This is a genomic window from Catenovulum maritimum (assembly GCF_001050375.1).
Lineage (GTDB): Bacteria > Pseudomonadota > Gammaproteobacteria > Enterobacterales > Alteromonadaceae > Catenovulum > Catenovulum maritimum.
The window spans coordinates 32,489-50,666 of sequence record NZ_KQ130494.1; the positions used below are offsets into that span (position 1 = coordinate 32,489).

18 protein-coding genes are annotated in these 18,178 nt (G+C 40.6%); 16 read left to right on the top strand and 2 right to left on the bottom strand.

Going from position 1 to position 18,178, the window contains the following annotated elements:
• Positions 1-2: 2 nt before the first annotated feature.
• From hepT (XM47_RS12705) to XM47_RS12730, 7 genes are all read left to right on the top strand, one after another.
• Positions 3-425, top strand: a complete 423-nt coding sequence (gene hepT / locus XM47_RS12705; RefSeq protein WP_048693148.1) for a type VII toxin-antitoxin system HepT family RNase toxin — start codon at positions 3-5, stop codon at positions 423-425.
• A 307-nt stretch (positions 426-732) separates the two neighbouring features.
• Positions 733-1,311, top strand: coding sequence for an ATPase (locus XM47_RS12710; RefSeq protein ID WP_048693150.1), 579 nt, complete (start codon positions 733-735; stop codon positions 1,309-1,311).
• Positions 1,301-1,456, top strand: a complete 156-nt coding sequence (locus XM47_RS19190) for a hypothetical protein (protein ID WP_172656532.1) — start codon at positions 1,301-1,303, stop codon at positions 1,454-1,456. Before XM47_RS12710 ends, XM47_RS19190 begins: the two co-directional genes overlap by 11 nt.
• 647 nt (positions 1,457-2,103) lie before the next feature.
• Entirely contained in the window at positions 2,104-2,493 is a 390-nt protein-coding gene (gene mntA / locus XM47_RS12715; RefSeq protein WP_048693153.1) for a type VII toxin-antitoxin system MntA family adenylyltransferase antitoxin, read from the top strand.
• Positions 2,486-2,908, top strand: a complete 423-nt coding sequence (gene hepT / locus XM47_RS12720) for a type VII toxin-antitoxin system HepT family RNase toxin (RefSeq protein ID WP_048693155.1) — start codon at positions 2,486-2,488, stop codon at positions 2,906-2,908. The genes mntA and hepT (XM47_RS12720) overlap by 8 nt, the downstream gene beginning before the upstream one ends.
• 242 nt (positions 2,909-3,150) lie before the next feature.
• Positions 3,151-3,357 carry a DUF2281 domain-containing protein gene (locus XM47_RS12725; protein WP_048693156.1) on the top strand — a complete coding sequence of 69 codons (207 nt, stop codon included), beginning with the start codon at positions 3,151-3,153 and terminating at the stop codon, positions 3,355-3,357.
• Positions 3,339-3,626 carry a type II toxin-antitoxin system PemK/MazF family toxin gene (locus tag XM47_RS12730; protein WP_048693158.1) on the top strand — a complete coding sequence of 96 codons (288 nt, stop codon included), beginning with the start codon at positions 3,339-3,341 and terminating at the stop codon, positions 3,624-3,626. Before XM47_RS12725 ends, XM47_RS12730 begins: the two co-directional genes overlap by 19 nt.
• A gap of 340 nt (positions 3,627-3,966) precedes the next feature.
• Here the strand turns inward: XM47_RS12730 and XM47_RS12740 are convergent, their stop codons facing one another.
• Together XM47_RS12740 and XM47_RS12745 are read right to left on the bottom strand one after the other, a co-directional pair.
• A complete protein-coding gene (locus XM47_RS12740; RefSeq protein ID WP_149865510.1) occupies positions 3,967-4,275 on the bottom strand; it encodes a hypothetical protein in 309 nt (102 codons plus the stop codon).
• A gap of 276 nt (positions 4,276-4,551) precedes the next feature.
• Positions 4,552-5,928: an MBL fold metallo-hydrolase RNA specificity domain-containing protein gene (locus XM47_RS12745; protein WP_048693164.1), complete on the bottom strand. Its 1,377-nt coding sequence runs from the start codon at positions 5,926-5,928 to the stop codon at positions 4,552-4,554.
• 270 nt (positions 5,929-6,198) lie between these two features.
• On the opposite strand from XM47_RS12745, the gene XM47_RS12750 reads away from it, so the two are divergent.
• The 9 genes from XM47_RS12750 to neuC all read left to right on the top strand — a co-directional run bounded on the left by XM47_RS12750 (position 6,199) and on the right by neuC (position 18,177).
• Positions 6,199-6,777 (top strand): ATPase, encoded by a 579-nt coding sequence (locus tag XM47_RS12750; protein ID WP_048693166.1) that lies wholly within the window; start codon positions 6,199-6,201, stop codon positions 6,775-6,777.
• Entirely contained in the window at positions 6,767-6,922 is a 156-nt protein-coding gene (locus XM47_RS19195) for a hypothetical protein (RefSeq protein WP_172656532.1), read from the top strand. The genes XM47_RS12750 and XM47_RS19195 overlap by 11 nt, the downstream gene beginning before the upstream one ends.
• A 1,488-nt stretch (positions 6,923-8,410) precedes the next feature.
• The gene (locus XM47_RS12765; protein WP_172656533.1) at positions 8,411-11,155 is read left to right on the top strand and encodes an SLBB domain-containing protein; all 2,745 of its coding nucleotides are present in this window, start codon (positions 8,411-8,413) and stop codon (positions 11,153-11,155) included.
• 17 nt (positions 11,156-11,172) lie between these two features.
• Positions 11,173-12,174, top strand: a complete 1,002-nt coding sequence (locus XM47_RS12770; RefSeq protein ID WP_245623470.1) for a Wzz/FepE/Etk N-terminal domain-containing protein — start codon at positions 11,173-11,175, stop codon at positions 12,172-12,174.
• Between the two features lie 7 nt (positions 12,175-12,181).
• Entirely contained in the window at positions 12,182-13,300 is a 1,119-nt protein-coding gene (gene wecB, locus XM47_RS12775; RefSeq protein ID WP_048693174.1) for a non-hydrolyzing UDP-N-acetylglucosamine 2-epimerase, read from the top strand.
• A gap of 102 nt (positions 13,301-13,402) precedes the next feature.
• Positions 13,403-14,671, top strand: a complete 1,269-nt coding sequence (gene wecC / locus XM47_RS12780; RefSeq protein ID WP_048693176.1) for a UDP-N-acetyl-D-mannosamine dehydrogenase — start codon at positions 13,403-13,405, stop codon at positions 14,669-14,671.
• Positions 14,671-15,861 carry a UDP-N-acetylglucosamine 4,6-dehydratase gene (locus tag XM47_RS12785; RefSeq protein ID WP_048693177.1) on the top strand — a complete coding sequence of 397 codons (1,191 nt, stop codon included), beginning with the start codon at positions 14,671-14,673 and terminating at the stop codon, positions 15,859-15,861. The genes wecC and XM47_RS12785 overlap by 1 nt, the downstream gene beginning before the upstream one ends.
• An 11-nt stretch (positions 15,862-15,872) precedes the next feature.
• Positions 15,873-17,018, top strand: coding sequence for a LegC family aminotransferase (locus XM47_RS12790; protein ID WP_048693178.1), 1,146 nt, complete (start codon positions 15,873-15,875; stop codon positions 17,016-17,018).
• A 1-nt stretch (position 17,019) separates the two neighbouring features.
• Positions 17,020-18,177: a UDP-N-acetylglucosamine 2-epimerase gene (gene neuC / locus XM47_RS12795; RefSeq protein WP_216595991.1), complete on the top strand. Its 1,158-nt coding sequence runs from the start codon at positions 17,020-17,022 to the stop codon at positions 18,175-18,177.
• Position 18,178 lies beyond the last annotated feature (1 nt).

Below are 18,178 nucleotides of genomic sequence, written 5' to 3' on the forward strand. Positions count from 1 at the left end.
TAATGACTGATGGATTAAAGCTTTACCTTAACGAAGTTCAATCACATATAGCTAGTAATTTAACGCAACTGGAAGAGTTAAGAGAAGATATTCTAAATCAAAACTTCAGACCGCGTGATTACCGAGCAACAGAACGACTACTTCAACTCAGTACAGAAGCTTGTATTGGACTAGCTAAACACCTAACCAAAAAAATACAAAAAGTAGCAGCAAGCGATGCGTACCAAGCTTTTAAAATATTAGCCGAGAATAATTTCATTACATTAGAAGAACTAGCCGAATGGAGAAAAATAATAGGGATGAGAAATAGCCTAGTGCATGATTACCTAAATATCGATTTACAAGTCCTAGAACAAATTTTAATAAATCAAAAATACCTAACACTTAGCGATTTTACCAACAAAGCGATTCACATATTAAAATAACACCAACCCAAAAATTGTAGGTCGGATAAGCCTAAGCGCATCCGACAACAAGCCACACCCCAAACCCTAGCGCAGCCAACACCAAACCTCCAAACAAAACCGTAGGCGTCAAGCTGGCTTACAAGGATGTAAGTCGTAGAGTAATGCTGGGAGCAATTACCGAAAGCTGGGCGCCTGAATCAACCAGTCTCAAAAAAGCATTAACATATAAGAATTACAAAAACAAATAATGGCCATGAAAAAATTATGAAATATCCTTAAAGCTATGGAATAATAACTGATTAAAAGCTCATAGAGAGGAAAGTTAATGCCTAAATGTTGGATAATTGCAGGCCCAAATGGCGCTGGGAAAACAACATTTGCATTAGAGTACTTAGCGAATGTTGTTAAATGTACGCATTTTATCAATGCAGATTTAATTGCTGCAGGATTATCACCGTTAGCACCAGAGCAGGAACTCATAACAGCTGGCAAACTATTATTAAAAGAAATAGAAAGCTGTATAAAAAAGAAGAAAGACTTTGCAATAGAGACAACGCTAGCAGGTAAAAATTACTTAAAACTAATTAAAAGGCTAAAAGCGCTTGATTGGGATGTCGACCTTATATATTTAGCGCTACCTAGTGTTGAAATGTCGAAAGAACGAGTTGCAGAACGTGTAAAACATGGTGGCCACAACATACCAACTGAAGCTTTAGAAAGACGTTTTAGCAAAAGCCTAAAAAACTTATTTGAAGAATATGGTGCATTGGTAGATAACACCGAGTGCTACATAAACCATGAATCATTACCCGTATTAGTTTATGAGCAGACAAAAAACGAAGTTAATGTTATAAATAGAGCATACTTCGAATTATTATATACAGGTGAAAATGATGAATATTAATTTTAACGTTAAAGCCTCAGAAAAAGCTTTAGAGATTCAAAAATCATTACAAACAGCTGTAAACAAAGAATTAGATAAAAAGAAAAAACTTGGCCAATATGCAGTTGTATGGGATGAAAAAACACAAACGATCAAGAGGATTTAATGGCTGGCCGCACCGTTACTTGGCGCTAGAATCTAAACTTTAACCTATCTAGGTTAAAGTTTAAACCAGCAACACCGCCTCGTAGGCGTGCAGCTGGCTTACAGGGATGTAATTCGTAGGGTAATGCAGGGAACAATTACCGAGCGAGAACCAGCCCGCAACACCCAAACCCCAGCGCAGCCAACACCAAACCCGCAAACAACCCCGCCTCGTAGGCGTGCAGCTTGCGCACGCGAGAACCAACCAGCAACACCCAAACCCTAGCGCAGCCAACCTAAATCTCCCAAACAACACAAAACCGTAGGCGTGCAGCTGGCTTACATGGATGTAAGTCGTAGAGTCATGCAGGAGCAATTACCGAAAGCGCACGCGAGACCAAGCCACACCCAAACCCTAGCGTAGCCAACCCAAAACGGGCGAACTATCGGCAATTATCGAAAGCTCGCGCGAAGTAGAGTTCTATAAATATAGATATAAAATTGATCGCATGTGGTAGTAAGGTTTAATCCCTAGCTTTAAATTTGGATATATAATTTGCTATGGATCCTTATTTAAAACAAATAATAAAACTTGCTATAGAATTAACTTGACCATTACACTTACCTGAAATAAGCATCTAAAATGCTACCTATAATATTAATAAACCAATGATAATTGAGCGACTCAAAGAAATATTAAATCAACAGCCGGAGTTAGAAATTGCCATACTCTATGGCTCGGCAGTTAACGGTAAAATGCGTCCAGATAGTGATGTAGATATAGCTGTGCTATTTAATCAGCCGCTAAATACATCTCAAAAATTAACTTTAGCTTCGCAATTAGAAAAACAACTTAATCGCTCTATTGATTTAACAGACCTGAGCAATCTCAATGGCACCATACTCAAACAAGTGCTGAGCAAAGGGGTGGTGCTTATAGAAAATGACAAGGATGCAAAAGAGAAATTGATCAGTAAAATGATATACAACCAAGCGGATATGATGCCCTATGTGATCCGAACCCTTAAAGAAAGGCAAAAAAGGTTTCTCCATGGATAATGAAGTCGTACTAAACAAGCTCGAAAGCTTAAGGCGTAGCCTGAATCGTATACAAACCAAAACACCAGAGTCATGTGAATTGTTAGTTAACGATTATGATTTACAAGACATTATTGTATTAAATTTAGAAAGGGCAATACAAACCTGCGTAGATATTGCGCTTCACATTATTAGTAGGCAGGAAATCGCAGTGCCAGACACTATGTCTAAAGCATTTTTTGCATTAACAAATGCAGGCCTATTGAAACAAGAAACAGCAGAGCGCATGGCTAAAGCGGTTGGTTTTAGAAATACAGCTGTCCACGCATATCAAGAACTCGACTGGCAAATTGTTTACTCTATAATTACGCTGAGATTAGGCGATTTTAAAGCTTTCGCCAAACAAATTTATGATTCAATGGAAGAGCAGCCATAAAATAAATCTTAAAAAGACAGAGAGCTGAGCGCTAAGATTGAGGAGAAAAATATTCAGCTCAATATAAGCCCCCTAAAACCCCAGCGCAGCCACCCCCAAACCCGCAAACAACACAGACCCCGTAGGCGTGCAGTTGGCTTACAGGGATGTAAGTCGTAGGCTAATGCTGAAAACTAGCGCAAAATGGATAAGCAGGGTAAAATAAAAACATATATCACACTGATCGCATGTGCGAGGCTATTATGGAAAGTTTAATTAAAGAAATAACCGAACATACTCGAAATTTACCTGATGACGTGCAACAAGAAGTGCTAGATTTTATTGTTTTTAAAGAACAGAAATTAGCAGCGCAAAAAAAAGAGGCCTCTGAGATTAGCTTGTTATCTGAAAGTGCACTACAAGATTGGAATAACGAAGAAGAAGAGCAAGCATGGAAAAGCTTTCAGTAGGTCATATTGTATTTGTAAACTTTCCATTCTCAGACCTTACAAAATCAAAGCTCAGGCCTGCTGTTATAGTCGCCCAAGAGGAGTCTAATGATTGGGTGCTGTGCCAAATAACAAGTAAGGCTTATTCAGATAAAAATGCACTAGTAATTACCGACAAAGAACTAAACCAAGGTGAACTAAAGCTTACTAGTTACATACGACCGTTAAAAATTTTTACTGCAAACGAAAGCATAATTAAAGCCAAGTGTTCAAGCTGTATTATTAAATAAAATCATTGAGCTACTTTGTGAAAAATAAAAAATTTGTTGCCATGTATTCAAGATTGAATTTACGCTGTTAGCGAAACATCAATCAATGCTCAACCAATCCTAAAACCGTAGGTTGGATAAGCCTAAGCGCATCCGACAACAAGCAACACCCAAAACCCCAGCGCAGCCAACCCTAATCTCCCAAACAACACAAAACCGTAGGCGTTCAGCTTGCGCACGCGAGAACCAACCCGCAACACCTAAACCCCAAGCGTAGCCAACCCTAATCTCCCAAACAACACAAAACCGTAGGCGTGCAGCTTGCGCACGCGAGACCAACCAGCAGCACCTAAACCCCAGCTTAGCCAACCCAAAACGCGCGAGCAAGCATCGCGCCTACAAGGTGTAACCTCAAACCTCGTCGCCAAACGACACAGATCCCGTAGGCGTCAAGCTTGCTGGCGCGTAAACCAACAAGCCACTCCCAAAACCCCAGCGCAGCCAACACAAAACCACCAACCAACACAAAACCATCAACCAACACAAAAACAGTAGGCGTCAAGCTTGCTGGCGCGTAAACCAACCAGCAACACCCAAACCCTAACGCAGCCAACAAAACGCGCGAGCTATCGGCAATATGCTCCATGTATTGCCTACGACTTACATCCATGTAAGTCAGCATCGCGCCTAGAAGGTGTAAACCTCAAACCTCGTTGCAAAACCGTAGGCGTGCAGCTTGCGCACGCGAGAACTAACCTTACACCACCTAAACCCCTGCGTAGCCAACCCAAAACGCGCGAGCTATCGGAAAAATGCTCCATGCATTGCCTACGACTTACATCCATGTAAGTCAGCATCGCGCCTACAAGGTGAAAAATTCAAGCACCGGTGATCGGTATTTGAATAATATAAACCCAAACCACCCCAAAACCACCAACCCCAAAACTTACCCTGCAATTTCTACCAAACACTCGGGTAACAAATCTTGATAAACACGCTGCAAGGCTAACTTCGCCTCATCATCACCATGCACTATCTTGATATGCTTGGGTTTATGTCGCATACGTTTGACAAAATTCACTAAATCTTTCTGATCAGCATGGGCGCTATAACCAGACAAAGTATAAACACCGGCCTTAACAAACAACTTCTCGCCATCAATAAAAACATAACCACCTTTGGGCCCATACTGCTGAATATCCCGCCCCAAAGTACCTCTTGCCTGATAACCTACAAACAAAACATCGGTTCGCGCATCCGGCAACAGCGCTTTTAAATAATTCATAATTCTGCCGCCACTGCACATACCCGATGCCGCAATAACAATACAAGGCGAACCTTTCTGTTTAATATAACTAATGGCAGATAAATGAGACTCGTGGCTATCTATGGTATACAAATTCTCAAAATCGAGCGGATGCCGACCCATCTTAACCTTACGCTTGGCCTCTTTATCCCATAAACTCGACAACTGCTTATAATGCTGGGTGAAATCAGCCGCCATTGGCGAATCTAAAATAACAGTCAAATCCTGCCAAGTTTTAGAATTAGGATGCTTGGCAATAATATCCTCAATTTCATACAACAACTCCTGAGTACGACCAATACTAAAAGCTGGAATCAAAACAGCACCATTATTTGTTAAACACGACTCAACCACCTTGGTTAACTCGGCTTTTCTTTGTCGACGCTTTTGATGATTTTTATCACCATAAGTTGACTCTATTACTAAAGTATCCGCTCTATATGGTGCTTTAGGACTAGGTAAAAGAGGCGTGTAGGGCGCACCTAAATCACCAGAAAATACAAACCTATGTTTACGTTTATCAACCAAGGTATCAAACTCAACATAAGCCGAGCCTAAAATATGACCAGCAGGCTGAAATTTAAACTTAAACAGTTCAGACAAACTAAACCAAGTTTTATACTCAACAGAGACAATTAAACGCTCGATAACTCGAACAAACTTATCAACAGTGCGACTATCACGAGTAATACCTAACTTAATCGCATCCTCCAATACCATAGGCAATAACTGAGCCGTAGCGGGAGTACAATAAATAGGACGATTAAACCCAGCCGCGACCAACCAAGGAATACGTCCAACATGATCAATATGACAATGAGTAACAACCAAAGCGATGGCAGATTTAAACTCAAAATCAATTTTAGGAGAATTAGCAGAAGCACGGCCTGAGGTTTCAGCGCCCTGAAAAGCACCGCAATCAATTAAAACGCTTTCAGAAGCAGACAAAACCAAACGATGACAAGAACCTGTCACCCCATCAACCGCACCATGATGTAAAATATGAGGAAAACTCATTCAAACAATCCTTGTTAAAAATAAACACAAAACCAGAATAAAAAATATAGCACAACTTCAAAAAAACGTAGGCGTCAAGCTTGCTGGCGCGAAATACACAGTAGAACAACCCAATGCAATTACCGAAAGCTGGGCGCCTGAATCAACCAGTCTCAAAAAAGCATTAACATATAAGAATTACAAAAACAAATAATGGCCATGAAAAAATTATGAAATATCCTTAAAGCTATGGAATAATAACTGATTAAAAACTCATAGAGAGGAAAGTTAATGCCTAAATGTTGGATAATTGCAGGCCCAAATGGCGCTGGGAAAACAACATTTGCATTAGAGTACTTAGCGAATGCTGTTAAATGTACGCATTTTATCAATGCAGATTTAATTGCTGCAGGATTATCACCGTTAGCACCAGAGCAGGAACTCATAACAGCTGGCAAACTATTATTAAAAGAAATAGAAAGCTGTATAAAAAAGGAGAAAGACTTTGCAATAGAGACAACGCTAGCAGGTAAAAATTACTTAAGACTAATTAAAAGGCTAAAAGCGCTTAATTGGGATGTCGACCTTATATATTTAGCGCTACCTAGTGTTGAAATGTCGAAAGAACGAGTTGCAGAACGTGTAAAACATGGTGGCCACAACATACCAACTGAAGCTTTAGAAAGACGTTTTAGCAAAAGCCTAAAAAACTTATTTGAAGAATATGGTGCATTGGTAGATAACACCGAGTGCTACATAAACCATGAATCATTACCCGTATTGGTTTATGAGCAGACAAAAAACGAAGTTAATGTTATAAATAGAGCATACTTCGAATTATTATATACAGGTGAAAATGATGAATATTAATTTTAACGTCAAAGCCTCAGAAAAAGCTTTAGAGATTCAAAAATCATTACAAACAGCTGTAAACAAAGAATTAGATAAAAAGAAAAAACTTGGCCAATATGCAGTTGTATGGGATGAAAAAACACAAACGATCAAGAGGATTTAATGGCTGGCCGCACCGTTACTTGGCACTAGAATCTAAACTTTAACCTATCTAGGTTAAAGTTTAAACCAGCAACCCCGTCTCGTAGGCGTGCAGCTTGCACACGCGAGACTAACCAGCAACACCTAAACCCTAGCGCAGCCAACCCAAAACACGCGAGCAAGCATCGCGCCTACAGGGTGTAAACCTCAAACCTCGTCGCCAAACAACACAAAAACAGTAGGCGTCAAGCTTGCTGGCGCGAATACACAGTAGAACAACCAACGCAATTACCGAAAGCTGGCGCGTAAACTAACCAGCACCCCCCCCCCCGTAGGCGTCATGCTTGCGCACGCGAGAACCAACCTGCAACACCCAAACCCTAGCGCAGCTAACGCCAAAACACGCGAGCAAGCATCGCGCCTACAGGGTGAAAAAATTCAAGCACGGCTGTTCGGTATTTGAATAATATAAAACCAACAACACAAAAACAGTAGGTCGGATAAGCCTAAGCGCATCCGACAATAAACAACACCCAAACCCTAGCGCAGCCAACCCAAAACAACCAAACAACCCCGCCCCCGTAGGCGTGCAGCTTGCGCACGCGAGACTAACCTGCAACACCTAAACCCTAGCGCAGCCAACCCAAAACACGCGAGCAAGCATCGCGCCTACAGGGTGTAAACCACAAACCTCGTCGCCAAACAACCCCGTCTCGTAGGCGTGCAGCTTGCGCACGCGAGACTAACCAGCAACACCCAAACCCTAGCGCAGCTAACGCCAAAACACGCGAGCAAGCATCGCGCCTACAGGGTGAAAAAATTCAAGCACGGCTGTTCGGTATTTGAATAATATAAAACCAACAACATAAAAACAGTAGGTCGGATAAGCCTAAGCGCATCCGACAATAAACAACACCCAAACCCTAGCGCAGCCAACCCAAAACAACCAAACAACCCCGCCCCCCGTAGGCGTGCAGCTTGCGCACGCGAAATACACAGTAGAACAACCAACGCAATTACTGAAAATTGGCGCGAAAACCAACCAGCAACCCCATCCCCCGTAGGCGTCATGCTTGCTGGCGCGAAAACCAGCAACACACAAACTCCAACGCAGCAACACCAAACCACCAACCAACACAAAAACAGTAGGCGTGCAGCTTGCGCACGCGAAAACCAACCTGCAACGCCCAAACACCAGCGCAGCCAACTCCAAAATAACCAACCACCTAACATCCCATGTTTAATAATGTCAAATGGTTCATCTAGGGCGTAAAACCGCAACCTAACTAGCTAAATCCCAAAATATGCAAAAATAAAAACTTAAATAACAACCCTCAAATTAATAAAAGGCTTACTTGCAACCTAGATCACAAAAAATAACTCGCAACTTGCCATAAATTTGATATATTATCGCGCTATAAATATCTGGGTAAATCAAACTCCAGATTATAAGCAAATTGTAATATTTGTATCGCATTTGAAAAGGGAACGTTAATAAATGAAGCGAGTCATGCTTTTACTCCTCACGAGTATCTTACTTAATCAGCAAGCCCAAGCTGTCACACCTTCGCAGGAACAAATATCCCAGTTCAAACAACTACCCAAAGCGCAACAACAAGCACTTGCGACACAATATGGCGTAAACCTAAGCGAATTAAATCAAAACGTAAACAGCGAAAAAGTAACTAACCCACAAGTAGTAAGCTCACGCTCGGTAGACGACGCAGTAGTTACCGAGGTAGACAAAGGCCTAAGCAGCGCAACTGGCATGCAGTCAGATGGAGATGCCAAAAAAGAAGGCAAAAAAGCCCGCGTATTAAAACCATTTGGTTACGAACTATTTGCTGGTAGCCCATCTACCTTTGCGCCAGCAACCGACGTACCAGTACCAAGCGAATACGTATTAGGCCCAGGCGACACAGTAAAAGTACAACTATTTGGTAAAGAATATAAAAACTACGAACTAGCAGTAGACCGCAACGGCACAATAACCATGCCCGAAACCGGCCCAATGCAAGTAGTAGGCATGAGCTTTTCAGAATTTAAAAGTTTTATAAACGAGCAAATAGACCAAAAAGTAATAGGCGCAAAAGCCAACGTAACCATGGGTGAGCTACGCTCAATTCGCATATTTATATTAGGCGAAGCATACAAACCAGGTGCCTACACAGTTAGCAGCTTATCAAGCATAACCCATGCATTATTTGTGTCGGGCGGTATAACTGAGGTTGGCTCATTACGTAACATACAACTAAAACGCAAAGGCCGCGTAGTAACTACATTTGACCTATACGACCTACTATTAAAAGGCGATACATCAAACGACACCAACCTATTACCAGGCGATGTAGTATTTATACCACCAGTAGGCGAAACAGTCGGGATAGATGGCGAAGTAAAGCGCCCAGCAATATACGAGCTAAAACAAACCACCACAGCCCAGCAACTAATTAATTTAGCAGGTGGTTTATTAACAACAGCCTACCCAAATGCATCTAAAGTAGAAAGGCTACGCTCAGACGGTACCCGCACAGTGGTTGATTTAGACCTATCAAAAAGCAAAAACAAAAAAATTCAATTGCAATCAGGCGATATACTACGCGTATACTCAGTGCTTGATGAAATGGAAAACATAGTTAAGTTAGAAGGCCACGTACACCGCCCAGGCACATTTGCGTTTGAAACGGGCCTAAAATTAATAGACGTAATCCCCAGTATTACCGAACTAAAAGCCAACCCAGATTTAGAATACGGCATTATAGTGCGCGAAGAACCCAACATTCGTACATTGTCGGCCATACATTTCTCGTTAAAACAAGCGCTAACACAGCCAGAATCGAACGCAAATGTTGAATTGGCCCCACGCGACAAAATATACGTATTTGCGGCTGATCAAAGCCGTCAACTAAACGGCTTACTAAACCGCTTAAGGGCCCAAGCACGTTTAGACGAACCAGCCAAAACAGTTGACATAACCGGCCATGTACGTTACGCAGGTGAATACCCATTAACCGCCAACATGCAAGTACAAGACCTAGTAAAAGCCGCGTACGACCTTAAACTAGAAACCGATTTAGACTACGCCTTACTAAAGCGTAGAGACTTTGCAAAAAACATAACCGAATTTGATGTTATAAAACTAAACAATGCACAAGATTTAAGTAAAACACTGCAACCACAAGACAAGTTGTACGTGTTTTCAATAAACGGTAAACGCGACAGCATGTTTGCCGACTTAATAGCTGAAATTAAAAGCCAAACCAACAAACAAAACCAACAAAAATTGGTAAGCATAAATGGCCAAGTACGTTTTCCGGGTACATACCCACTAGCTGAAAACATGGCACTAGCCGACTTAATAGCAGCCGCAGGTGGCTTTACTGAATCAAGCTACATGATTACAGCAAACTTGAGCCGCTTTAAAACCAATTTAACGGATAGCTCAGAGTTTGAAATTATGCCAATAAGCATGGACGAGCAAAGCTTAAAAACAACAAAATTAGAGCCGCGCGATACTATTTCTATTCAAACAATACCAGAGTGGCGCGACCACGAAACGGTAACCTTAATGGGCGAATTTAAATTTCCTGGCACTTATGCAATTAATAAAGGTGAAACCTTAGCACAGCTTATAGAGCGAGCTGGCGGTTTTAGTGACAAAGCCTTTGTCGATGCAAGCATATTTACCCGCAGCTATTTAAAAGAAAAAGAACAAGTATTATTGAACGATGCCGAGCGTAAATTGCGCCGCGAGCTTGTTTCTAGCCAAATAAACGCAGGTGATTCGCAAAATGCAGAAACTGTATTGGCACTGCTATCGCAGCTAGAAGCCACTAAAGCCTCTGGCAGAATGATAATTAATAAACAACAAATGCTAGATTTTACAACATCGGTAAAACTGCGTGACGGCGACACATTAATAGTGCCGCAAATAAACCAAGCTGTATCTATTATTGGTGAGGTATATGCACCAACAGCCCAAGTACATAACAACGGCTGGAGCCTAGACGACTACATAGACGCAGCAGGCGGCTTTAACCAACTAGCCGAAAGCAGTGACGTATATATAATAAAAGCAAATGGCCGAGTAGTTTCTAATACGGGGTGGTTTGGCTTTGATACAAGCATAGCGCCAGGCGACACTATAGTTGTACCAACAAATGTAGACCCAATACCAGCGCTAACAATATGGAAAGAAGTAACCAGTATTATTTATCAGTCAACTGTAGCGGTTGCCGCCGTAGCAGCCTTATAAGTGAGTGGTAAATAACTATGGATAAAGAATTAGAATACCGCCTAGCACGTATAGAAGACAAACTAACAAGCCAAATGGCGAATGGCATAGATAGCGACTTTGCCTACCAAAGTGCGGATGACGAAATTGATTTGCGCGAACTCTGGAGCATAATTTGGGCGGGGCGTATAAAAATAATCGCCATTACCGCAATATTTGCTATTGCATCAGTAATATATGCGCTCTCGCTACCGAATATGTATAAATCGGAAATGATATTGGCACCAGCTCAAACCGATAATAAAGGCGGCATGGGCGCGCTGGCTGCGCAGTATGGCGGCTTGGCTGCTATGGCGGGTATTAATCTAGGTGGTGGCGATAACAGCAGAATAGACCAAGCGGTTGAATTAATGAAAAGCTGGCCGTTTTTAGAGGCGTTTTGGCAACAACATAATTTAAAGCCACAAATTATGGCGGTAAAAGGTTGGGATAAAAAAAATAATAGGCTAATTTATGACACCGATATTTACAACCCCGAAACTAAAGCATGGGCTATGGAAGTCGATGAAGGTGAAGAGCCAGAGCCTACCAGCTACGAAACGTATAAAGAACTTAGCAAAATGCTGAGTATATCGCACGATGCTAAAAGTGGCATGCTAACTATAGCAATAGAGCATTATTCACCACCAATTGCTTTTAAATGGGTAGGATTGTTAAAAGAAGAAATTAATAGCTTTTATCAACAACAAGATATGCAGGAAGCCCACAAAAATATTAATTATTTGAAAGCTAAAATAGCTGAAACCAACATTACCGAAATGCAATCTGTTTTTTACAACATGATAGAAAGCCAAACTAAAACCCTTATGCTAGCCGAGGTTAGCGAACAATATTTGATCAAAACTATTGTGCCAGCCAAAGTGCCTGAAAAAAAATCAAAGCCTAAGCGTGCATTGTTTTGTGTATTAGGGGTAATGTTAGGCGGCATGTTTAGTATAGCTTTTGTGCTTGTTCGTCACTTTGTGAAAAATATAGAGTAGTAAATTAATGAAAGTATTAACAGTATTTGGTACACGGCCTGAAGCGATAAAAATGGCGCCACTTGTTCATGCTTTATCAGGTGATAAACGTTTTGAAGCAAAAGTATGTGTAACGGCTCAACATCGCGAAATGCTTGATCAAGTGCTAGAGCTATTTAATATAACGCCAGATTACGATTTGAATTTAATGAAAGCAGGCCAAACCTTGCCAGAAGTTACTAGCCGTATCTTGTTAGAACTAACCCCAGTGTTAAAGGAGTTTAAGCCTGATGTCGTACTTGTTCATGGCGATACCGCAACTACCTTTGCTACTAGCTTAGCCGCTTATTATGAGCAAATTGCGGTAGGACATGTCGAAGCTGGTTTACGCACTGGTAATATTTATTCACCATGGCCGGAAGAGGCAAACCGGAAATTGACGGGCGCTTTAACCAAATTTCACTTTGCGCCAACGGATACCTCAAGAGCTAACCTTCTAAAAGAAAACTACTCTCCTGACAATATATATATAACGGGTAATACGGTTATAGATGCGTTGTTACTTGTTAAACAACAAATAGAAACAAATCAAGAATTAAGTAAGCAATTAGCTGCACAGTTTCCAATGTTAGACGCTGACAAAAAATTAATTCTAGTCACAGGGCATAGGCGAGAAAGCTTTGGTGGCGGTTTTGAACGTATTTGTCAAGCGTTAGCACAAACAGCTAAAGCCCATCCAGATTGCCAAATATTATACCCAGTACATTTAAACCCTAATGTGCAAGAGCCGGTAAAACGTATTTTATCGGGCGTTAATAACGTGCATTTAATAGAGCCTCAACAATATTTGCCATTTGTATACCTAATGAATCAAGCGCATATTATTTTAACTGACTCAGGTGGTATTCAAGAAGAGGCTCCATCGTTGGGTAAACCTGTATTAGTTATGCGTGAAACCACAGAAAGGCCAGAAGCTGTAGAAGCGGGGACCGTCAAATTGGTTGGCACAGATGTCGACTTGATAGTCAGCGAAGTAACGAAGCTATTAGAAAATGAAAAATATTACAATGAAATGAGCTTTGCCCATAACCCGTATGGCGATGGTAAAGCTTGCGTAAAAATATTAGACGCTTTAGCTGCTGGTTAAATTATATTTTGTGAGACGGGAATTTCGTTGAAACGCACAACACTGAATAAATAAGAACGTCATTCCCGCGCAGGCGGGAATCTCAAAAAAAACAGGATTTATATGTCATTCGAAACCATATCAGTAATAGGTTTAGGCTATATTGGCCTACCAACTGCCGCGATGTTTGCATCTCGCAAGAAAAAAGTAATTGGTGTAGACGTTAATCAACACGCAGTTGACACCATTAATAAAGGTGAAATTCATATTGTTGAGCCAGACTTAGATATGATAGTTCACGCTGCGGTAACAGAAGGCTACTTAAAAGCGGTTACCACGCCAGAACCAGCCGAAGCATTTTTAATTGCCGTGCCAACGCCATTTTTACCTACTGAAAACGAAGGTGATATTCCTGCCCCTGATTTAAAGTATATTCAAGCAGCAGCACAAGCTATAGCGCCAGTGTTGAAAAAGGGTGACCTTGTTATTCTTGAATCAACTTCCCCCGTTGGTGCAACTGAGCAAATGGCCGAGTGGCTTGCACAAGCTAGAGCAGATTTAAGTTTTCCGCAACAAGCGGGTGAGCAGTCAGACATTCGAGTGGCCCATTGTCCAGAACGAGTTTTACCAGGGCATGTAGTGCGTGAATTAGTTGAAAATGACCGTGTAATAGGTGGTATGACTTCTCTGTGCTCTGAAAAAGCAATCGAGTTATACAAAACTTTTGTGCAAGGTGAATGTGTTACAACTAATGCCCGCACTGCTGAAATGACTAAGTTAACTGAAAACTCGTGCAGAGATGTACAAATCGCCTTTGCAAATGAACTTTCCATTATTTGTGACAAGTTAGACATTAACGTGTGGGAGCTTATTTCTCTGGCTAACCGCCACCCACGTATTAATATTTTGCAACCTGGCCCTGGTGTTGGTGGCCACTGTATAGCGGTAGATCCTTGGTTTATTGTTTCAAAAACACCAGAGCAAGCGCAATTAATTCATACAGCCCGTAAAGTAAATGATGCTAAGCCTGAATGGGTGATAAACCAAGTTAAATTAGCTGTAGCGGATTTTTTACAATCAAACCCAAACAAAACAGCAATAGATGTAACTATATCTTGTTATGGTTTAGCGTTTAAACCAGACATAGATGATTTGCGAGAAAGTCCAGCATTAGTTATTACGCAAAAAGTGGCGGAGTTCCACAATGGCAGTGTTCTTGCGGTAGAGCCAAATGTACAATCGCTCCCAACTAATTTAAAAAATATAAAACTTGTAGATTTAGAAAATGCTTTAATTACGGCTGATATTCATGTTTTGTTAGTTGACCATCAAGAATTTAGATCTAAGACCCTAAGTTTACCGTATTTGGTTGACACAAAAGGAGTATGGTAATGAAACCTATTTTGCCATTAATAGGCCGTAATGAAGCGTTATTTAAGCAAGACATTGCTAACAATGAAACTAAATTGTTGGACGTTGTATCTAAATCAAAGTTTTTAATTTTAGGTGGAGCGGGCTCGATTGGCCAAGCAGTAACGAAAGAAATATTTAAACGTAATCCTGAAAAACTCCATGTTGTCGATATTAATGAAAATAATATGGTTGAATTAGTTCGAGACATTCGAAGTTCGTTTGGTTATATAAATGGTGACTTTCAAACATTTGCTTTAGATATTGGTTCTGTTGAATATGACGCTTTCATAAATGCTGATGGCGAATATGACTACGTACTTAATCTATCGGCATTAAAACATGTTCGAAGTGAAAAAGATCCTTTCACTTTGATGCGCATGATTGACGTTAATATCTTCAATACCGAAAAAACCATGAAGCAAGCTGCTGAAAATGGCTCAAAAAAATATTTTTGTGTTTCAACTGATAAAGCGGCAAACCCTGTAAATATGATGGGTGCCTCAAAACGGATAATGGAAATGTTTTTAATGCGCCGTAGTGCTGATATTGCTATTTCTACAGCGCGGTTTGCAAATGTTGCATTTTCTGATGGCTCACTATTACATGGCTTTAACCAGCGTATTCAAAAACAGCAGCCGATTGTTGCCCCTCGTGATATCAAACGTTATTTTGTTACACCGCAGGAGTCTGGCGAACTTTGTTTGATGTCGTGTATATTCGGTGAAAACCGTGACATATTTTTTCCAAAATTGAGTGAAGCACTGCACTTAATTACTTTTGCTGATATTGCTGTTAAACATTTAGAAAGTTTAGGCTATGAACCTTATCTATGCAGTACAGAAGGAGAAGCTAGGCAGTTAGCCCGTTCATTACCGAAACAAGGTAAATGGCCATGCCTCTTTACCGATAGTGACACTACAGGTGAAAAAGATTTTGAAGAGTTTTTTACTGATAATGAAACATTAGATATGAAACGTTTTGAAAATTTAGGTGTTATTAAAAATGAACCTATGTTTGATGCGGAATTAGTTAGTGAATTTGAAGAAAAAATTGCGACATTAAAGCAAGATAAAGCTTGGACTAAAGAACAATTAGTGCAACTTTTCTTTAAAATGCTCCCTGATTTCGGCCATAAAGAAACTGGTAAATACTTAGATAGTAAAATGTAAGGTTAGTCATAATGCATAAAGAGCTTATAGATTTAGTTAAAGACATTTATAAAACTGATGACTTTATACCATTGCATGCACCTAGTTTTAATGGCAATGAACAAGAATACGTTAGCAATACAATATCAAGCACATTTGTGTCGAGCGTTGGTCAGTATGTAGATGACTTTGAACGCAAAATTGAAAGCTATACGGGTAGCCCTAAAGCTGTTGCAACTGTAAACGGCACTGCTGCTTTGCACACTGCATTACACATGGCTGGCGTTCGGGCTGGTGATTTGGTTATTACACAAGCACTTACCTTTGTGGCTACTTGCAATGCATTGCATCATATGGGTGCTGAGCCTTTATTTGTAGATGTATCTCGCACAACTCTAGGCTTGTGCCCGAAGGCGCTAGATTTATATTTGCACGAAAACGCTGAGTTAACTGATATTGGCTCAATTCACAGGGCTACGAAGCAAACTATTAAAGCTGTTGTGCCGATGCATACATTTGGGCACCCAGTTGAATTAGATGAACTTATTGAGGTGTGCAAAAAATGGAAGCTCGCACTAATTGAAGATGCCGCTGAAAGTTTGGGGTCTTTTTATAAAGGAAAACATACAGGCACCTTTGGTACTTTTGGCGCAATTAGTTTTAATGGCAATAAAGTAATTACCACAGGCGGCGGTGGCATGGTACTTTGTAATAGCTTGGAACAAGGTAACAAAACCAAACACATAACAACAACAGCAAAAGTACCTCATCCATACGAGTTTTACCACGATGAAGCTGGTTTTAACTATAGGTTACCCAATTTAAATGCAGCACTAGGCTGCGCACAAATGGAAGTACTTGATAGTTACCTTAAATCTAAACGACAAATCGCAAATATATATCAAGAATTTTTTGCTAAGTCTGACTATCAATTTGTAAAAGAGCCCGATTATGCGAAATCCAATTATTGGTTAAATGCAATCTTATGTCCGTCTGAGCAAGCCCGTTATGAATTTTTGGTTGAAACTAATAATAATGGCGTAATGACAAGACCTATTTGGAAGCTCATGCATAGATTACCAACCTATAAAGATGCTATGCGAGGGGATTTGTCTAACTCAGAGTTCTTCGAAGCACACCTTGTTAATTTACCCAGTTCGCCGATAAGCAATGTTTAAGATGTTAAAAAAAATTGCCGTTTTTACCGGAACAAGAGCCGAATATGGCTTGCTTTATTGGTTGATGAAGGATATTCAAGCGGACCCAGAACTGCAATTGCAACTACTTGTTACAGGTATGCATTTATCCCCAGAATTTGGAGAAACCTATCATCAAATTGAAAAAGATGGATTTCAAATAGATGAGAAAATTGAAATACTTTTATCATCTGATAGCCCAGTTGGTACCGCAAAAAGTATGGGGTTAGGTGTTTTAGGCTTTGCAGATGCTTTATCGCGCTTGCAGCCTGATCTTTTAGTTGTTCTTGGTGATAGGTTCGAAGCACTAGCTGCAGCGCAAACATCTATGATTTTAAGAATTCCGGTTTTTCATTTGCACGGCGGGGAAATAACTGAAGGCGCTTATGATGATGTTATTAGGCATGCAATTACAAAATTAAGCTACTTACATGGCACGTCAACTGAAGAGTACAGGCAAAGAGTTATTCAATTGGGCGAAAACCCTAATAGAGTAAGGAATATAGGCGCAATTGGACTTGACCACTTGCAAAGGACTGAGTTTATGACGGTCCAAGAAATTTCAGATAGTTTGCGGTTTGAATTAAATCAATCTTATTTTTTGGTAACGTATCACCCTGTAACATTGGGTGAGGAGCCGCCGGAGGAAAGCTTCAAGGCACTATTAGAAGCGTTGGACCGATGTAAAGATCACCAAGTGATATTAACATACCCTAATGCAGATGACGGGGGGAGGCGAATTATTCCTCTTTTAGAAGATTACGCGATACAGAATCCCAATCGAGTGTGTGCGATACCTTCACTAGGGCAAAAAAGGTATTTGAGTGCAGTCAAACATGCTTGTGCTGTCATAGGAAACTCATCTAGTGGGATTATTGAGGTGCCATCATTTAACGTACCTACAATAAATATTGGTGTTAGACAAAAAGGGCGTTTATGCGCAGATAGTGTTTTCCATTGCGAAGCAAACGTTGAGGACATTAGTAGAGCCATTGGCTTGGCTACTGGTGTAAACTTAAAAGCTCCAGGTAACAAAGTGAATAACCCTTATGGATCGGGCAATGCAAGTAAACAAGTGATCGAAATGATAAAAAAAACTAACTTTGAGCCTTGTAAAACTTTTTATGACCTAGGTAAATAAT